Source organism: Halorhodospira neutriphila (genome assembly GCF_016584055.1).
GTDB classification, from domain to species: Bacteria; Pseudomonadota; Gammaproteobacteria; order Nitrococcales; family Halorhodospiraceae; genus Halorhodospira; species Halorhodospira neutriphila.
The window spans coordinates 30,569-47,240 of record NZ_NRSH01000002.1; the positions used below are offsets into that span (position 1 = coordinate 30,569).

Below are 16,672 nucleotides of genomic sequence, written 5' to 3' on the forward strand. Positions count from 1 at the left end.
ACAATGCCGGGGCCCGATCTGCTCTGCCACACCGAGGCCAGCCCGCCGGAGCACGGCGGCGCCTGGGCGAGCGAGCCCACGTCGGCGGAGGCCAGCTACGCCCGCTTCCGGCGCAATGCGCCGGCGCCCCCGGCGCTGGGCGGCGCCCACCCGGCCAAGCGCGTATCGCGGCAGCTAAAGCACCAGTACCGCCTCATCCGGGCGCTGGAGCCCGGCGTGATCGCCGGCCTCGACCCCGAGTTCCTGCACCAGTACCGGGTCAACCTGCGCCGCAGCCGGGCGATCGGCGAGTCCGTGCTGGCCGTGGTCAAGGTGCCGGGCCTCAAGGGGGCGCTCAAGGGCCTCAAGCGGCGCGCCCAGGCGACCAGCGACCTGCGGGACCTGGACGTCTTCCTGGCCTCGCTTGCCCAGCAACAGACGCCCCTGGCCCCCACCGCGCAGCCGGCCCTGCAGCGCTGGCTGAGCGCCCGCCGGGAGGCCGCGCATCAGGCGCTCTGCGAGCAGCTCTCGCAGGGCGCCTACGCCGAGGAGATGCACGCCTGGCGGGCCTTCCTCAGCTCCAAGGGGTTCCGAAAGCGCTTGCGGAAGCTGACCTCAAAACGCGTCCAGGCGGTGCTGGCCAAGCGCCTCACGCAGCACAACCGGGACCTGGCATCGCTCAGCGCCGCCAGCCCCGACGGGGCGCTGCACGAGCTGCGCAAGGGCGTCAAGCGCATCCGCTACCTGAGCGAGCTGCACCCCAAGCGCCACCGCGAGTTGCTGGCCCGCCTGAAGCAGCGCCAGACCCTGCTGGGCGAGTTCCAGGACCTGTGCACCTGGCAGGCCTGGATCGCGGGCTTCGTGGGCGAGCTCGGCGATGCCCCCGCCCAACGGGCGGAGTGCGACCGCTGGCTGGCCGAGCTCGAGCAGCAGAAGCAGGCGCTGCGCCAGCGCATCATGGACTTACCGCCCTGCGCCCTGTAGCGTTCCGGAGGAGCGCGCACAAGGGACGAGCATGCAGGACGGCAAGCGAGACCCGGCGATCCGCTGGTACGACGAGCACGCCGAGCGCGTCGCCGGCAACTACGAGTCGCTGTCCTTCGCCGACGTCCACAACTGGCTCATCTACCGCCTGCCCCCGCCGGGCGAGAGCACGATCCTCGACGTCGGCGCCGGCTCCGGGCGCGACGCCGCCTGGCTCGCCGAGCGCGGCCACGAGGTGGTCGCCGTCGAGCCCGCCACGGCCCTGCGCCGCGAGGCCGCCGAGCGCCACCCCCACCCGCGGATCCGCTGGCTCGACGACCGCCTGCCGGGCCTGGAGCAGGTCCACCGGCTGGGGCTGGGCTTCGACGTCATCCTGCTGAGCGCCGTCTGGATGCACCTCCCCGAGGGGCAGCGGCCCCGCGCCTTCCGCAAGCTCATCACCCTGCTCAAGCCCGGCGGCCTGCTCGCCCTCACCCTCCGCCTCGGCCCGGCGGAGCCGGAGCGCGGCCTGCGGGCCGTCTCGGTCGCCGAGCTCCAGCAGCTCGCCGCCGCGCACGGGGCGTACGTCGAGCACGTCAGCGAGAGTCCCGACGCCCTGGGCCGCGCCGAGGTCTCCTGGGCCGAGGTGGCCATCCGGCTGCCGGACGACGGCACCGGCGCCCTGCCCCTGCTGCGGCACATCATCCTCAACGACGACAAGAGCGCCACCTACAAGCTGGCGCTGCTGCGCTGCGCCTGCCGCGCCGCCGACGGCATGGACGGCCTCGCCGTAGCCGCGGAGGACGGCGACGCGGAGAGCCGCGTGGAGCTGCCGCTGGGCCTCGTCGCCCTGATCTGGGTCCGGCTCTTCCTGCCCCTCGTCCGCCACCGCCTGCCGCAGCTCCCGCCCCACGACGGCACGCCCCGCGGCCTCGGCTTCGCCGGCGACGGCTTCCGCAAGCTCCTCGAGCTCCAGGTCGCCCCGGAGGAGCTGCGCATCGGCGTGCGCTTCAGCGGCGACCGGGCGCGGGCCCTCTCCCTCGCCCTGCGCGAGGCGGCGGAGACCATCCGCAAGATGCCCGCCCACTACACCACCTTCCCCCAGGGCGGCCAGGTCTTCCACGCCGTGCGCGCCCGCGGGGTCCGCGCGCAGGACGAGGCGATCCTCGACGCCCCCTTCCTGTGGCGCTACGGCGCCTTCCGCGTGCCGCAGCCGCTGTGGCGGGCCCTGCAGCGGTTCAGCGTCTGGGTGGAGCCGGCGCTGGTCACCGAGTGGAAGCGCCTCATGGCCCACTACGCCGAGCGCCAGGGCCGAGCGCTGACGACCGGGACGATGGAGCAGGCCCTCGCCTGGCGCGAGCCGCAGCGCGACGTGCGCCTCGTCCGGGAGCGCATCGAGGCCCTGCGGGCGGCCGGCGAGCCGATCCACTGCGTCTGGAGCGGCCGCCGGCTGCGCCGGGATGCCCTCGACGTCGACCACTGCATCCCGTGGGCCGCCTGGCCCTGCGACGACCTGTGGAACCTGGTACCCGCCAGCCCCCGCGTGAACAGCGACAAGGGGGCGCGGCTGCCGGACGCGGCCACGCTCCAGGAGGCCGAGGACCGCCTGAAGGCCTGGTGGGAGCGCGCCTGGCAGCGCGCGCCGCAGCCGACGCTGGCCGAGCGCTTCGAGCGCGAGGCCGTGGCGACGCTACCCGGGCTGCGGGAGGCCGAGGCGAAGGACCTGGACAGCGTCTTCTCCGCCCTGGACCTGCGCCGGATCCGGCTCAAGCAGGACCAGCAGATCCCGGAGTGGTGCCGGAAGCGATAGCCTACCGCCACGCCCCCCAATGACGGCCGCTGATGCGCGTACCGTCCTACGGCGACCGCGCCCTGCTCGAGCCGAGCATTTGGATGGGCACGATCACCCGGCTATCCTCGGGAGGATGAGCGCACCCGTCCCCACCAACCTCATCACCGGCTTCCTCGGCGCCGGCAAGACCACCGCGATCCGGCACCTGCTCGCCGAGGCGCGCCCGCCGGACGAGCGCTGGGCGGTGCTGGTCAACGAGTTCGGCGATGTCGGCGTGGATGCCGCCGGCCTGGGGGACGGCGCTGCCGTGGAGGAGCTGCCCGGCGGCTGCCTGTGCTGCACGCTCGGGGTGCCGTTCCGCGTCGCCCTGGCGCGGCTGCTGCGCCGCAGCCGCCCGGCGCGGCTGCTCATCGAGCCCACCGGCCTCGGCCACCCGGCCCGCATCCTGGATCAGCTGCACGAGTTCGAGGAGCAGGGCGCCCTCACCCGGCACGCCACGCTGACGCTGATCGACCCGCGCCAGCTCGAGGACCCGCGCGTGGCCGCCCACGAGGCCTTCCACGACCAGGCCCAGCTGGCCGATATCCTCATCGCGCACAAGAGCGACCTGTGCACCGAGGCGCAGCTGGCAGCGCTGACGCGCTGGGCCCACGGCCTCTACCCGCCCAAGCGGGGCATCGAGCGGGCCGCCCACGGCCGGATCGAGGCGGCCTGGCTGGACGAGCCGATCGGCCGGGCCGGTCCCGCCGACCCGGCCGCCTCTGCCGAGGCCCCGCACCACCATCCCGAGCACCACCACGAGCGCAGCGGTCCGGCGCCCGAGCCCGGCCGCCCGGTCCGCGCGGAGCAGTCCGGCGGCGACACGGCGGCCTGCGGATGGCTCTTCCACCCCGAGGACATCTTCGAGCGTAACGCCCTGCTAGCGGTCCTGGAGGGACTGCGCGGCTGCCAGCGGACCAAGGGCGTGGTACGCACCGGAAGCGACTGGCTGCGCGTCGATGCGGATAGCGACGGCGTGCGCACCGAGGCGGTGGCCTGGCGCGGGGAGAGCCGGCTGGAGGTCATCGGCCCCGCCCCGGAGGTCACGTGGGACGGCGTCGAGGCGCAGCTCCTGGCAGCACGCCGCGGCTCCTGACGGCTCGCGTGATCGCGAGCGCAGGAGCCGGGAGGCGGGCCGCCGGGCGCCTCACTCGTCCCCGCGGCGCAGGGCCAGCTCGGGCTCCTCGGCGCCCAGGGGCCAGCGCACCGCCACCTCGATGGGCGCGCAGCAGACCGGGCAGTCCTCGACGTAGTCGGCCTCCGCGCAGTCCGTGTCCACGATCAGCAGGAAGGGCTCACCGCAGTACGGGCAGGAGACCGTCCGCTCGGGGCGCCAGCTGGAATCCATCAGGACCTCGACACCAGATTGCACATGTGGACACGCAAGCAAGGGCATTATTGCGTTGCGCTTCGACCCACGAGATCTTGTGGGTGCGCGCTCGGCAACGTGATCCTCGGGCCGGCCCGCGCATCAGGCCGATCCGGGTCACCCCTGGAGCCCCGCCCAGGGGATCGCCGCGCCGCCTCGGGTGGGTGGCACGGCTTTCGCTCGGCGAAGCGCCGGAGCGCCTCACCGAGGACAGCACGCCGGCGGCGGCGCGGGTTCCCCATGACGGGGCAAGAACGTCTCGCCCCGAGGTTCCGGGCCGCGTTGACGTCGGCGTGCATCCGGCGACCGCAGCAGCGGCACCGGAACTCGGACTGGCTGCGGCGGTTGGCCCGCTCGACCCAGCCGCAGTGCGAGCAGGTCTGCGAGCTGTAGGCGGCGTTGACCTCGGTGTGCGTCACGCCGTAGCGCTCCTCGAGGTCCCGGAGCTTGGCCCGGAGGACGCCGCGCCCGCAGTTGGTGAGGAGCCGGTTCATCCGCCGCGACAGCCCCGGCATCCGGAAGTCCAGCCGCTCGACCGTCAGGTGGGCGGGCCGGTGCAGGTACACGAGGCGGTTCAGGATGCGGTTGATCTCCGTGCGCAGCCAGCCACGCAGCTGCCGCACGGCCTTATCGTAGCGCCTCGAGCGCACCTTCAGCCCGGCCTTCTGCCGGTGCCGGGCGATGCGCGTGATGCGCCGGTCCAGCCGCTCCAGGTGCTGCAGCGCGCCCCGCCCCATCCGGTCGCCGGCGTCGGTGGCGATCAGCGTCGACAGGCCGAAGTCGATCGCGAGGTCGTCGCGCAGCGGGGTGTAGGCCGCCCGCTGCGCGGCGAACGGCGCCGAGACGTCCGTGACGACGCCCACGCTGATCCGTCCGTCCCGGTCCTCGTTGACCTGGACCGTCCGGCAGCGCTGGCCCGCCCGCCGCTCGAAGTACGGGTGGGACTGGAGCGGGATCTCGATCCGCCGGCCGTGCTCGAGCGTGCCCAGGCGCAGCCAGAGCGGGAACGCCGAGGCGCTCGCCGCGCTGGACAAGCTCGCCTGCCGGCGGTCGATCACCATGTTCACCCGCTTGAACGACGGCCGCCGGTGCCGGCCGAGCACATGCCGCATGATCCGCCGCGCCAGGTCGCGCACCGCGTCCGGGACCGGCTCGCCGGTGTCCGGCATGACGACGTCCCGGCACCGATCGAACCAGGCGCCGGCCTTGTTGACCACGTGCAGCATGTGCCGCGTGCGCTCGTCGAAGCCCTCGTGCCGGGCGACGAGCTCGGCGAACTCGTTCTGGCGGTTGGCGAGGAACGAGCTCAGCGTGCCGACGACCTGGTAGCGCACCATCTGCAGGCGCTGAGCGCCAATCTCCGCCTTGGCCGCAGCGACGCCGGGCGCGGCGGCCTCTTGGGCCGCCGGCAGGTTCTTGCGGAAGCCGCCGTCGCGGAAGAAGCGCGTCCACTGGTCCGCGGCCACCGCCCGCGCCGCCCGGCGCCAGGCGCGCAGCAGCTCGCGCACGGCGGCGGCCTTGCCGGCGTTCATCGCCGTGGGCAGCAGGTCGGTGCGGTGGATGGCCGTGGCTGTCATGCGGTCAGCGTCCGGAATCATCGTCGCCCGCGTGCTCCGGGCACGCGGGTAGGTCACCATCCACGTCGGTTTCGGCCATCTCCACGACCCTGCGCAGCACCGGATCGTCGCTGGCCATCATCCGGCGGATCCGGTGCGACAGATGCCAGGCGGTCCGGTACTGGAGGCCGAGCCGGAAGCCGAGCTGCCGGGCCGAGATGCCCTGGGATGAGCACGCCATCAGGAACATCGCGGTCAGCCAGGTCCGGACCGGCAGATGAGAGGCCGCCATCGGCGTACCGGCGCGCGCCGAGGTGGCCCGGCCGCAGTCGCGGCAGTGGAACAGCATCTTGCGCCCCGGCAGCCGGCGCGCGTTGCCGACGGAGCCGCACCAGCGGCAGACTGGGCCTTCCGGCCAGCGCGCCGACAGGAACAACACCTCAGCATGCGCCTCATCCGGCACCAGATCCAGGAAGCCTTGCAGGGTCAGAGGGTCATGCACCATACCCATCAAGATAGAGGGCATCATCACCAGAAAGCAATAGCTCCGAGGAAGAATACCCGCTCACTGCGGACAGCCAAGGAGAGACAAGGATGCACACGACGCTGACCTACACACACATCCTCGCCGCCTACCTGAGCATCACGCTCTTCGTCGCCCGCGGCGCCCTGACCTTCGCGGGCTCCGGCTGGGCGCGCCATGCGGCGCTGCGCACGGTCCCCTCCATCGTCGACACCGTCCTGCTCGGCACCGCCGTGGCGCTGCTCTTCGTCATCCAGGAGTACCCCTTCGTCGACCAATGGCTGACGGTGAAGGTCCTGGGGCTGGTAGTCTACATCGTGCTCGGCGCCCTGGCCCTCGGCAGCAGCGCCACCCGGGCCCGCCGGACGCGGGTGACCGCCTTCCTCGCCGCGGTCGCGGTCTTCGCCTACCTCTTCGGCGTCGGCTACACCCACAGTCCGCTCCTGACCACGGCGCTCGGCTGAGGCCCAGGGGCGGCGCCCCGGCGGCGGCACCGCGGCCCGGGGCCCGCACGAGGAGCAAGGCATGCGACTGACGCGCCACAGCGACTACGCCCTGCGGGTGCTGCTCTACCTCGGCGCCGCCGAGGAGGGCCTGGTCACCATCGGGGCGATCGCCCAGCGCTTCGGGATCTCGCGCAACCACCTCATGAAGGTGGTCAACCGCCTGGCCGCCTACGGCTACGTGGAGACCCTGCGCGGCAAGCGGGGCGGGATCCACCTCGCCGTGGCCCCGGAGGAGATCCGCATCGGGGCGCTGCTGCGGCGCACGGAGGAGGACTTCTCCCTCGCCGAGTGCTTCAACCCCCGCGGCCAGCGCTGCCGCATCGAGGGCACCTGCGCCGTGCGGGCGCTGCTCGGCGAGGCCCTCGACGCCTTCTTCGAGGTCCTCGACCGCTACACGCTGGACGACCTGCTGCAGAACCGCCACGACCTGGCCGCGGACCTCGCCCTGACCGAGCGCCCGCCGTGCCGCTCCTCGGGCTCCTCGACGTAAGCGCCAGGGGTCCACCAAGGGACCTGCCCTGGAGGGCTCGAGATCTATCGGTAGGGAGTAGAGTAATGGGTATCGAGGAGGGATACTGGAGCGGGTGATGGGAATCGAACCCACATCGCCAGCGTGGGAAGCTGGTGCTCTACCATTGAGCTACACCCGCAAGTCAGTTTCGTATCGTACCGCTGGCAGCCCCCGATGGCAACCGGTGCGCGCCGCTGCCGCAGCGCGTTATCCTGTGGGGGCTATGAGTACCGAGGCAGAGCAAGCGGTCATCCACGTCCGGATCAACGGCGAAGCGGCGCAGCTCCCCGCCGGGGCGAGCTGCGCCGACGTGCTGGCCCGGCTCGGCATCACGGAGCAGCGCCGGCTCGCCGTGGAGCGCAACGAGCAGATCGTCCCGCGCAGCCGGCTGGCAGAGCAAGAGCTCGCCGATGGCGACCGCATCGAGGTCATCCAGGCCATCGGCGGCGGCTGACCCAACAGCGGAGATCCCTCGACCATGCCCCATCGCGACCCCTTGGTGATCGCCGGACGCGAATACCACTCCCGGCTGCTCGTCGGCACAGGCAAGTACCGCGACCTCGAGCAGGCCGGCGCCGCGATCGAGGCGAGCGGCGCGGAGATCGTCACCATCGCCCTGCGCCGCAGCAACATCGGCCAGGACCCCGACGCCCCCAACCTCCTCGACGCCGTGCCGCCGGAGCGCTACACCCTGCTGCCCAACACCGCCGGCTGCTACACGGTCAAGGACGCGCTGCGCACCTGCCGGCTCGCCCGGGAGCTGCTCGACGGCCACAACCTCGTCAAGCTCGAGGTCATCGGCGACGAGCGCACGCTCTACCCCGACGTGGGCGCCACCCTGGAGGCGGCCGAGCAGCTGGTCGCCGAGGGCTTCGAGGTCATGGCCTACACCAGCGACGACCCCATCGCCGCCCGGCGGCTCGAGGAGATCGGCTGCGTGGCGGTGATGCCCCTCGCCGCGCCCATCGGCTCCGGGCTCGGCATCCAGAACAGCTACAACCTCCTCGAGATCGTCGAGCGGCTCGAGGTGCCGGTGATCGTCGACGCCGGGGTGGGGACGGCCTCCGACGTCGCCGTGGCCATGGAGCACGGCTGCGACGCCGTGCTGCTCAACACCGCCATCGCCGGGGCCGACGACCCGGTCCTCATGGCCTCGGCCATGCGCAAGGGCGTCGAGGCCGGCCGCGAGGCGTACCGGGCCGGGCGCATCCCCAAGCGCCGCCACGCCGCCGCCTCCTCGCCGCAGGCCGGGACCTTCTTCGAGTGAGCGCAGCGCGGCGGCCGATGCGCTCCTTCGTCCGCCGCGAGGGGCGCCTGACCCGGGGCCAGGCCCGCGCCCTCGAGCGCCTCTGGCCGGCCTACGGCGTCGCCCCCGAGGGGGCGCTCGAGCTCGACGCCCTCTTCGGCCGGCGCGCCCCGCGGGTGCTCGATATCGGCTTCGGCGACGGCGAGGCCCTCGTGGAGATGGCCGCCGGCGACCCGCAGCGCGACTACCTCGGCGCCGAGGTCTACCGGCCCGGCGTCGGCCACTGCCTGCTCTGCGCCGAGGCAGCGCAGCTCGCCAACCTGCGCGTCACCCCCCTCGACGCCGTGGCGCTGCTGCGCGAGCACCTCCCGCCGGCGTCCCTCGACGAGGTCCTGATCCTCTTCCCGGACCCGTGGCCGAAGAAGCGCCACCACAAGCGGCGCATCGTCCAGCCGGCCGTCCTCGACCTGCTCGCCGGGCGGCTGCGCGGCGGCGGCGTCCTCCACCTCGCCACCGACCGCGCCGACTACGCGGCGTGGATGCTCGAGACCCTCGAGGCGGACCCGCGCTTCACCAACCTCGCCGGGGCCGGGCGCTTCCTGCCGCCGCCGGCCCCGCGCCCGGAGACCAAGTTCGAGCGCCGCGGCCGCGAGCTCGGCCACGAGGTCTTCGACCTGCGCTACGCGTTACACTCGACGCACCCACCCACCACCGACCCCTCAGGCGAAAGCGGCGGAGGCTCCCATGGGCGATGAGTTCGATCTGGTCGTGGTCGGCGCCGGCAGCGGCGGCATCGCCACGGCGCGCCGGGCGGCGGCCCACGGCGCGCAGGTGGCGGTGGTCGAGCGCCACCGCCTCGGCGGCACCTGCGTCAACGTCGGCTGCGTGCCCAAGAAGGTCATGTGGTACGCCAGCGAGACGGCGGCGACCCTCGAGCGCGCCGGCGACTACGGCTTCACCCTCGAGGGCGCCGGGCTCGACTGGCACCGGCTGCGCAGCGCCCGGGACGCCTACGTCGAGCGGCTCAACGGCGTCTACGCCAGCAACCTCGAGCGCTCCGGGATCGCCCTCTACCGCGGCGAGGCGCAGCTGCGCGGCCCGCGCACGGTGGAGGTGGACGGCCGGCGCCTGCAGGGCCGCCACCTGCTCCTCGCCCCCGGCGGGCGGCCGAGCTGGCCGCAGATCCCGGGCGCCGAGCACGGCATCGACTCCGACGGCTTCTTCGCCCTCGACGAGCAGCCGCGGCGGGCGGCGGTCGTCGGCGCCGGCTACATCGCCGTCGAGATCGCCAGCCTCTTCCAGCACCTGGGCACGGAGACGACCCTGGCCGTCCGCCGCGACGGCCCCCTGCGCGGCTTCGATCCGCTGCTGCGCGAGGCCCTGGGCGAGGCCCTGGCCGTGGACGGCCCGGAGCTGGTCACCGGCCTCACGCCGGCGGCCTGCGAGCGCCAGGGCGACGGGACCCTCGCCCTCGTCGGCGAGGACGGCCGGCGCCTCGAGGGGCTCGACACCGTCGTCTGGGCCATCGGCCGCGAGCCGGCCACCGCCGGCCTGGGCCTCGAGGCCGCCGGCATCGCGCCGCGCAGCGACGGCGCCATCCCCGTGGACGCCTACCAGGAGACCGCCGTGCCGGGCGTCTACGCCGTCGGCGACGCCACCGGCAACGACTTCCCCCTGACGCCGGTGGCCATCGCCGCCGGGCGGCGCCTGGCCGACCGCCTCTTCGGCGGCGCCGAGGGGCGGCACCTGGCGTACCGCGATATCCCCACGGTGGTCTTCAGCCACCCGCCCATGGGGACCGTGGGCCTGAGCGAGCCCGAGGCGGCCGCCGAGTACGGCGCCGAGGCGCTCCGCTGCTACACGGCCCGCTTCATCCCCATGAACTACGCCCTCGCCCCGCAGGCGGTGAAGAAGCGCACCGCCATGAAGCTCGTCACCGTCGGCGAGCGCGAGCAGGTCGTCGGCGTCCACATCTTCGGCGAGGGGGCCGACGAGATGCTCCAGGGCTTCGCCGTCGCCGTGCGCATGGGGGCGACCAAGGCGGACCTCGACGAGACGGTGGCCATCCACCCGACCAGCGCTGAAGAGCTGGTCACCATGCGCTAAGCTGAAGGCGCTAACGAGGTTCTCGTGGAGGTTCCAGCCCCGGGCTCGCCGGAGCGCGGGAGGAGGCCCCGATGATTCGCACCTTCGCCGGGATAGCGCCCCGCCCGGCCAGCAGCGCCTGGATCGACGCCACCGCCCTGGTCATCGGCGATGTCCAGCTCGGCGAGGACGCCTCCGTCTGGCCCATGGCGGTCCTGCGCGGCGACGTCCAGCGCATCGAGGTCGGCGAGCGCTCCAACATCCAGGACGCCGCGGTGGTCCACGTCGCCCACGACGGCCCCTACAGCCCCGGCGGCCTCCCGGCGATCATCGGCCGCGAGGTCACCGTCGGCCACGGCGCCGTCCTCCACGCCTGCCGCATCGGCGACCGGTGCCTGATCGGCATCGGCGCCACCGTCCTCGACGGCGCCGAGGTCGAGCGCGAGGCCATCGTCGCCAGCGGGGCGCTCGTCCCCCCGGGCAAGCGCCTCGAGGGGGGCTGGCTCTACCTCGGCAACCCGGCCCGCGCCCACCGCGAGCTGACCGACCCGGAGCGCGAGCAGCTACGCTACTCGGCCAACCACTACATCGGCCTCAAGGACCAGCACCGCGGCGAGTCGCGCCCCTCGGCCCCGGCGCCCCGCTAGCCGAGCAGCCCGAGGGAGTTGATGAAGATCACCAGGATCGCCGCCGGCACGAGGTAGCGGATCGCCCCCCGCCAGAGCCGGTAGCCCCACTGCGCGGGGAAGGAGAGCTCCTCCGCCGTCACCTGGGCGGGGAGGACCCAGCCGGCGAAGACGGCGATGAGCAGCCCGCCGAGGGGCAGCATGATGCTCGTCGACAGGTACTCCATGATCTGCTGGAAGTTCAGGCCGAAGAGCTTGACCCCCGACCAGGCGTTGAACGACAGCACCGAGCCGATGCCGACGAGCCAGGCGGCGCCGGCCACCGCCGTGGTCGCCCAGGGCCGGCGCCAGCGCCGCGTCTCCACCAGGTAGGCCGTCGCCGGCTCCATGATCGAGATCGCCGAGCTCAGCGCCGCGAAGGAGACGAGCAGGAAGAACAGCGTCCCGAAGAAGGCGCCGGCCGGCATCTGCCCGAAGCCGTAGGAGAGGGTCACGAAGATCAGCCCCGGCCCGCTGCCCGGGTCGAGCCCGGCGGCGAGGACGATGGGGAAGACCGCCAGCCCGGCGAGGATGGCCACGATGGTGTCCGCGCCGGCGATCAGGCCGGTGTTCCCCGGCACCGAGGAGCGGCTCGAGAGGTAGGAGCCGTAGGCCATGATGGCGCCGAGGCCGATGCTCATGGAGAAGAAGGCCTGCCCCATGGCGACCAGCACCGCCTTGCCCGAGAGGGCCCCGAAGTCCGGCGTGAACATGTACGCCAGGGCCTCGGTGAAGGCGCCGGCGCCCATGCCGTAGCCGACCATCACCAGCAGCAGCAGGAAGAGCAGCGGCATGAGCAGCTGCACCCCCTTCTCGAGGCCGCGCTCGACGCCGCGGGAGACGATCCCCGCCGTCAGGGCCATGAAGAGCGTATGCCAGAGCAGCAGCTGCCCGGGGCTGGCGAGCAGCTGGCTGAAGAACTGCTCCACCGCCTGGGTGTCGGCGCCCGTGAAGGTCCCGGCGGCGCTGTACGGGACGTAGGCGAGCGCCCAGCCGGCGACCACGGAGTAGAACGACAGGACCAGGAAGCCGGCGAGCACCCCCAGCCAGCCGAGGGTCTGCCAGGCGGGCCGCGCCCCGTAGCGGCCCGGCAGCGCCCGCATGGTGTTGATCGGGCTCTGCCGGCCGTGGCGGCCGAGCAGGATCTCGGCCATCATCACGGGGACGCCGACGAGCAGGATGCAGGCGAGGTAGACGAGGATGAAGGCGCCGCCGCCGTTCTCGCCGACGATATACGGGAAGCGCCAGATATTGCCCAGGCCGACGGCCGAGCCCGTGGCCGCCAAGATGAAGGCCCAGCGCGATCCCCATTCACCGTGGATGGACTGGCGATTCTCCGGCATCGCCCTTACTCCCGGACGCAGAATGTGACGCAAGAGACTAATACAGTCCCTGACGGCCCACCAACCCCGCGAGGTCAGGCAGCAAGCCGCACCGGGCCGGGCAGGGAGAGCTCCATGGCGATGGGGAGGTGGTCGGAGAGGGGGTGGTCGAGGACGCGGGCCCGCTCGACCTCGAGGCTCGGCGTGACCAGGATGTGGTCGATGTTGCGCCGCGGCCGCCAGCTCGGGAAGGTGTGGAGGCCGTGGATCGGCTCGCGCAGCTCGGTCCTGCGGCTGAGGCGGCGCAGCTCCCGGCTCTCGGAGCGGCAGTTGAAGTCGCCCATGACGATCACGTGGCGGTGGGCGTTGACCAGCTCGGCGAGGAAGTCCATCTGCCGGAGCCGCGCCCGGCGCCCCAGGGCCATGTGCACCAGGACGACGTTGAGCGCCTGGTCCCCCGTACCGAAGCGGATCTGCAGGGCCCCGCGCCCCGGGATCACCCCCGGCAGGCGGTGCTCCCGGATCGCCGCGGGGCGGTAGCGCGCCAGCAGGCCGTTGCTCTGCTGCGCCAGGTGCCCCATGTCGCGGTTCGTCTGGAGGTACCAGTAGGGGAAGTCGGCCTTGTAGGCGAGGTACTCGACCTGGTTCATGAAGCCGGTGCGCAGGCTCCCGCCGTCGACCTCCTGGAGGCCGACGAGGTCGTAGGGGCCGATGCACTCGCCGATGCGGTCGAGGTTGCCGCGGCGCTTGGCGTCCGGCAGGACGTGCTTCCACCCGCGGGTGACGTAGTGGCGGTAGCGGGAGGTGGCGATCCCCCCCTGGATGTTGTAGCTCAGGACCCGCAGGGCCGCCGGGCCTTCCGGGGCCCGGGTCGGGTTCAGCGTCGCGTAGGCGCCCTCCCGGAGCCGGTGGGAGAGGTTCGTCATCCGCCCTCTTCGGCGTGGCGCTCCACCAGAGCGGCGATGGTCTCGATCATAGCCTCGAGGCTGCCCGCCTGGCGGGGCGTCACCAGGTAGGCCTCGGCCACCACCACGGAGGGGGTGACGCGGATCCCGTAGTCGGCCATGGCCTGCCGGGCCCGGCGCAGGCCGCGGTCGACGCCGATGCCATCCCAGGCCTGGTCGAACGCCTCGCCCTCGACGCCGTGCTCGACGAAGAAGGCGCGCAGCGCCTCCCGGCTGCCCAGGTTGCGCCGCTGCTCGTGGATCGCCCGGAAGAGGGGCCCGTGGACCTGCTCGACGGCCCCGAGCGTCTCCGCCACCCAGTAGGCGCGGGCCAGCGGCTCCCAGCTCGGGCGGAAGACCACGGGGATCTCCTCGACCGCCACCGGCGGCTGCGCCCGCTCGAGCCACGCCGAGAAGCGCTCGCTGAAGCGGGCGCAGTGGGGGCAGAGGTAGGAGAAGAAGTCCGCCACCGGCACGGTGCCGTCGTCGTTGACCCGCGGCTCGCCGACCTTGCGGTAGTCCTCGCCGGCCTTCAGCTCGGCCGCCGAGCCGCCCCCCGCCATCAGCAGGGCGGCCGCCGCCGCGAGCAGCACCCCACTCATCCGCCGCATCCAGCCTGTACGCTTGCCCGTCATGCTCGGTTCCCGTCCCTATCCACGGCCGGGGCGCCGGGGCAGGCCCCGCACCAGCGAGGCCTGCCCGGCCGCCTCACTGCTTCTGCGCGACCTGGGGCTCACCGCCGAGGGTGCTCATGTAGGCGGAGACCGCCTCGATCTGCTCCGCGGACATCCGTCCGGCGATATCGCGCATCATGGCGTTGCGGTCGCTCTTGCGCTCGCGGCTCTTGAAGGCCTTGAGGCTGTTGACCAGGTAGGTCTGCTGCTGCGCGGCGACCCGGGGGAACTGCGCGCCCTGGATCCCCTCGCCGTTGGGGCCGTGGCACGCCGTGCAGGCGGCGACGCCCTCCTCCGGGATGCCGGCGTAGTAGATCCGCTCGCCCTGCTCGGCGAGCGCCGGATCCACGCCCTCGGCGGGCTTCGGCGGCTCCTGCTGGGCGAGCCACGCCGCGATGTTGCGGATGTCCTGGTCGGAGAGCCCGACCGCATTGCTGGTCATCAGGTTCTGCGGGTCGTAGCGGTTCTCGTCCCGGAAGAGCTCCAGCTGGTGGCGGATATAGTCCGCGTGCTGGCCGGCGTGGCTCGGCCACTCGGCGACGGAGCTGACCCCCTTCGCTCCGTGGCAGGCGGCGCAGACCTCGGTATTGAGCTTCTCGGCGGCCTCGAGATCGACCTCGGCGCTCGCTGTCGCGGCGGCGAGGGCCAAGCCCGCGGCCAGGATGTAGGAATAGGCACGCTCGTACATGGCTTCCGTTGTGCTCCGCTGCTGGCGTGAACTCGTGACTCGGTCGCTTTCGGCAATCGAAACATGTATATCAGCCCGAGCACAGGGCGTCAATTTGCCTCCCCGCCCGGCGGCACTCGGCGGCGCCCGCACCGCGTGCTAGACTTGGCCCTCTATTCGCCATACTCGCGGTGCGGGTGCGGCCGGGGCGCTGCCCCCCGTCGGCGCCTGCCGAACGCGCCCTTCGGGTCCCCTGCGCTTCTCGCCCGAGCGGGAACGCGCGCTGAACTCGCTTCGCTCGGACAGCAGCGCGCTCCCCGAGCGGCTGGCGCCGCTCGGGCTGCGATGCTCGGCGCGTTCGAGAGGGCGCCGACGGGGGGCAGCGCCCCGGCCGCACCCGCACCGTTAAGCACCGCACCCGGAGCCCCTTGATCTACCGTCGCGCCCAGTTCCGCCTCAGCGCCCCCACCCCGGCCGATCTCGGCGAGGACAGCGGCCTCGAGGCCGCCTTCGCCGGCCGCTCCAACGTCGGCAAGTCTAGCGTGCTCAACGCCCTGACCGGGCAGCGCAAGCTCGCCCGGATCAGCGGCACCCCGGGGCGCACGCAGACGATCAACGTCTTCGACCTCGACGCCGAGCGTCGGCTCATCGACCTGCCCGGCTACGGCTACGCGCGCGTGCCGCAGGCCGTGAAGCGGCGCTGGGAGCAGGCCCTGCCGGCGTACCTGCAGGGGCGAGCGTCCCTGCGCGGGCTGATCGTCATCATGGACGTGCGCCACGCCCCCACCGAGCTCGACCTGCAGATGCTCGCCTGGTGCGCCGACGCCGAGCTGCCGGTCCACGCCGTGCTGACCAAGGCCGACAAGCTCAAGCGCGGCGCCGCCCGCAGCCGCCTGGCCGCCGTCCCCGAGGCCGTCGCCGAGGCGGGGCTGGAGCTGCCGAGCGTGCAGCTGTTCTCCGCGACCAAGGGCGACGGCGTCGACGAGCTCGCCGCCGTGCTCGACGATTGGCTCGAGGTGGGGAACTCCTAGCGCGACCTCGGGTCGCACCGTATGAGCGTCGCTACGGTGAGTCCACACTTCTCTCTCTCAAGCGTGGCGCACAGGCCCGGTCTCCCCCCAGGGCCGGGCGTTTTGGCCCCGATCCTTCCCCCCAAGGGTCGGGGCCTTCTTTTAGCCGGCTATCCGGCTCCCGGGGCGAGCTCGGCGAGCGCCAGCCGGCGGTGGTGGGGCGGCGCGGCGTCGGGCTCGTGGCTGACGATCACGGCGGTGCGCCCGGCCAGCCACGGCGCCAGGCGCCGGGCCACGAGGGCGGCGGTCCCGGCGTCGAGGCCGCGCAGCGGCTCGTCGAGGAGCACCACCGGGGCGTCCGTCAGCCACACGCGCGCCAGGGCCAGCCGGCGCGCCTCGCCGCCCGACAGGCGCGAGCCGCCCTCCCCGACCCACTCGTCGAGCCCGCGCGGCGCGCTGCGGATCCGCTCGGCCAGCCCGGCCGCCTCCAGGGCCGCCCAGAGGCGCTGCTCCGGCGCCTGCGGATCGGCGATGCGCAGGTTGGCGGCGACGGTGTCGGCGAAGAGCTCGGTGCGCTGGGTCAGGTAGGCCAGGGCCCGGAAGCGCGCCGCCTCCGGCAGCGCCCCGGCCTCGGCGCCGCCGATGGTGGCCCGGCCCGCCTCGGGGGCGGCGAGGCCGGCGAGCAGGTCGAGCACGGTGGACTTGCCGGCGCCCGAGGGGCCGTGGAGGACCACGGTCTCGCCGGTGGCGACGGCCAGGCTCGCCCCCTGCAGGAGCGGCTCGGCCTGCGGCGCGTGGCGGAAGGTGACGCCCTCCAGGGC

19 protein-coding genes and 1 tRNA gene are annotated in these 16,672 nt (G+C 73.3%); 11 read left to right on the forward strand and 9 right to left on the reverse strand.

Going from position 1 to position 16,672, the window contains the following annotated elements; all coding sequences use genetic code 11:
* Positions 1–3: 3 nt before the first annotated feature.
* From CKO13_RS00435 to CKO13_RS00445, 3 genes are all read left to right on the forward strand, one after another.
* Complete coding sequence (locus tag CKO13_RS00435; protein WP_200255723.1) at positions 4–963, forward strand: CHAD domain-containing protein; 960 nt, start codon at positions 4–6, stop codon at positions 961–963.
* Between the two features lie 31 nt (positions 964–994).
* Positions 995–2,752: a methyltransferase domain-containing protein gene (locus CKO13_RS00440; protein WP_200255724.1), complete on the forward strand. Its 1,758-nt coding sequence runs from the start codon at positions 995–997 to the stop codon at positions 2,750–2,752.
* 115 nt (positions 2,753–2,867) lie between these two features.
* Complete coding sequence (locus tag CKO13_RS00445) at positions 2,868–3,869, forward strand: CobW family GTP-binding protein (protein ID WP_200255725.1); 1,002 nt, start codon at positions 2,868–2,870, stop codon at positions 3,867–3,869.
* A 51-nt stretch (positions 3,870–3,920) separates the two neighbouring features.
* Here the strand turns inward: CKO13_RS00445 and CKO13_RS00450 are convergent, their stop codons facing one another.
* The 3 genes from CKO13_RS00450 to CKO13_RS00460 are packed head-to-tail and all read right to left on the reverse strand — an operon-like array spanning position 3,921 to position 6,203.
* Positions 3,921–4,121, reverse strand: a complete 201-nt coding sequence (locus CKO13_RS00450; RefSeq protein WP_200255740.1) for a CPXCG motif-containing cysteine-rich protein — start codon at positions 4,119–4,121, stop codon at positions 3,921–3,923.
* Positions 4,122–4,168: 47 nt separating this feature from the next.
* Complete coding sequence (locus tag CKO13_RS00455) at positions 4,169–5,740, reverse strand: zinc ribbon domain-containing protein (RefSeq protein WP_200255726.1); 1,572 nt, start codon at positions 5,738–5,740, stop codon at positions 4,169–4,171.
* Complete coding sequence (locus tag CKO13_RS00460) at positions 5,724–6,203, reverse strand: transposase (protein WP_200255727.1); 480 nt, start codon at positions 6,201–6,203, stop codon at positions 5,724–5,726. Before CKO13_RS00460 ends, CKO13_RS00455 begins: the two co-directional genes overlap by 17 nt.
* Positions 6,204–6,292: 89 nt before the next feature.
* Between CKO13_RS00460 and CKO13_RS00465 the strand changes: the two genes are divergently transcribed.
* Positions 6,293–6,685 (forward strand): SirB2 family protein, encoded by a 393-nt coding sequence (locus CKO13_RS00465; protein WP_200255728.1) that lies wholly within the window; start codon positions 6,293–6,295, stop codon positions 6,683–6,685.
* Between the two features lie 61 nt (positions 6,686–6,746).
* The gene (locus tag CKO13_RS00470; RefSeq protein ID WP_200255729.1) at positions 6,747–7,217 is read left to right on the forward strand and encodes an RrF2 family transcriptional regulator; all 471 of its coding nucleotides are present in this window, start codon (positions 6,747–6,749) and stop codon (positions 7,215–7,217) included.
* A gap of 86 nt (positions 7,218–7,303) precedes the next feature.
* On the opposite strand, the gene CKO13_RS00475 is transcribed toward CKO13_RS00470, so the two are convergent.
* Positions 7,304–7,377 (reverse strand) — tRNA-Gly (locus CKO13_RS00475).
* Between the two features lie 84 nt (positions 7,378–7,461).
* Here CKO13_RS00475 and thiS point away from each other — a divergent pair.
* The 5 genes from thiS (at position 7,462) to CKO13_RS00500 (ending at position 11,216) form a co-directional block, all read left to right on the forward strand.
* On the forward strand, positions 7,462–7,692 hold the full coding sequence (thiS, locus tag CKO13_RS00480; protein WP_207132025.1) for a sulfur carrier protein ThiS: 231 nt from the start codon (positions 7,462–7,464) through the stop codon (positions 7,690–7,692).
* A gap of 24 nt (positions 7,693–7,716) precedes the next feature.
* On the forward strand, positions 7,717–8,505 hold the full coding sequence (locus CKO13_RS00485; RefSeq protein WP_200255730.1) for a thiazole synthase: 789 nt from the start codon (positions 7,717–7,719) through the stop codon (positions 8,503–8,505).
* A 17-nt stretch (positions 8,506–8,522) separates the two neighbouring features.
* Positions 8,523–9,239: a tRNA (guanosine(46)-N7)-methyltransferase TrmB gene (trmB, locus tag CKO13_RS00490; protein WP_200255731.1), complete on the forward strand. Its 717-nt coding sequence runs from the start codon at positions 8,523–8,525 to the stop codon at positions 9,237–9,239.
* Positions 9,229–10,590 (forward strand): glutathione-disulfide reductase, encoded by a 1,362-nt coding sequence (gene gorA / locus CKO13_RS00495; protein ID WP_200255732.1) that lies wholly within the window; start codon positions 9,229–9,231, stop codon positions 10,588–10,590. Before trmB ends, gorA begins: the two co-directional genes overlap by 11 nt.
* Before the next feature lie 71 nt (positions 10,591–10,661).
* Complete coding sequence (locus CKO13_RS00500; RefSeq protein WP_200255733.1) at positions 10,662–11,216, forward strand: gamma carbonic anhydrase family protein; 555 nt, start codon at positions 10,662–10,664, stop codon at positions 11,214–11,216.
* On the opposite strand, the gene CKO13_RS00505 is transcribed toward CKO13_RS00500, so the two are convergent.
* The 4 genes from CKO13_RS00505 to CKO13_RS00520 all read right to left on the reverse strand — a co-directional run bounded on the left by CKO13_RS00505 (position 11,213) and on the right by CKO13_RS00520 (position 14,862).
* Positions 11,213–12,577, reverse strand: a complete 1,365-nt coding sequence (locus tag CKO13_RS00505) for a sodium-dependent transporter (RefSeq protein ID WP_200255734.1) — start codon at positions 12,575–12,577, stop codon at positions 11,213–11,215. The two genes, CKO13_RS00500 and CKO13_RS00505, sit on opposite strands and share 4 nt — an antisense overlap.
* Before the next feature lie 74 nt (positions 12,578–12,651).
* On the reverse strand, positions 12,652–13,482 hold the full coding sequence (locus tag CKO13_RS00510; RefSeq protein ID WP_200255735.1) for an endonuclease/exonuclease/phosphatase family protein: 831 nt from the start codon (positions 13,480–13,482) through the stop codon (positions 12,652–12,654).
* The gene (locus tag CKO13_RS00515) at positions 13,479–14,111 is read right to left on the reverse strand and encodes a thiol:disulfide interchange protein DsbA/DsbL (RefSeq protein ID WP_207132026.1); all 633 of its coding nucleotides are present in this window, start codon (positions 14,109–14,111) and stop codon (positions 13,479–13,481) included. The genes CKO13_RS00510 and CKO13_RS00515 overlap by 4 nt, the downstream gene beginning before the upstream one ends.
* Before the next feature lie 97 nt (positions 14,112–14,208).
* A complete protein-coding gene (locus tag CKO13_RS00520; RefSeq protein ID WP_200255737.1) occupies positions 14,209–14,862 on the reverse strand; it encodes a c-type cytochrome in 654 nt (217 codons plus the stop codon).
* Between the two features lie 407 nt (positions 14,863–15,269).
* On the opposite strand from CKO13_RS00520, the gene yihA reads away from it, so the two are divergent.
* The gene (gene yihA, locus CKO13_RS00525) at positions 15,270–15,872 is read left to right on the forward strand and encodes a ribosome biogenesis GTP-binding protein YihA/YsxC (RefSeq protein WP_200255738.1); all 603 of its coding nucleotides are present in this window, start codon (positions 15,270–15,272) and stop codon (positions 15,870–15,872) included.
* 149 nt (positions 15,873–16,021) lie between these two features.
* Here yihA and CKO13_RS00530 read toward each other — a convergent pair.
* A partial coding sequence (locus tag CKO13_RS00530; RefSeq protein WP_200255739.1) for an ATP-binding cassette domain-containing protein occupies positions 16,022–16,672 on the reverse strand: 651 nt, incomplete at its 5' end.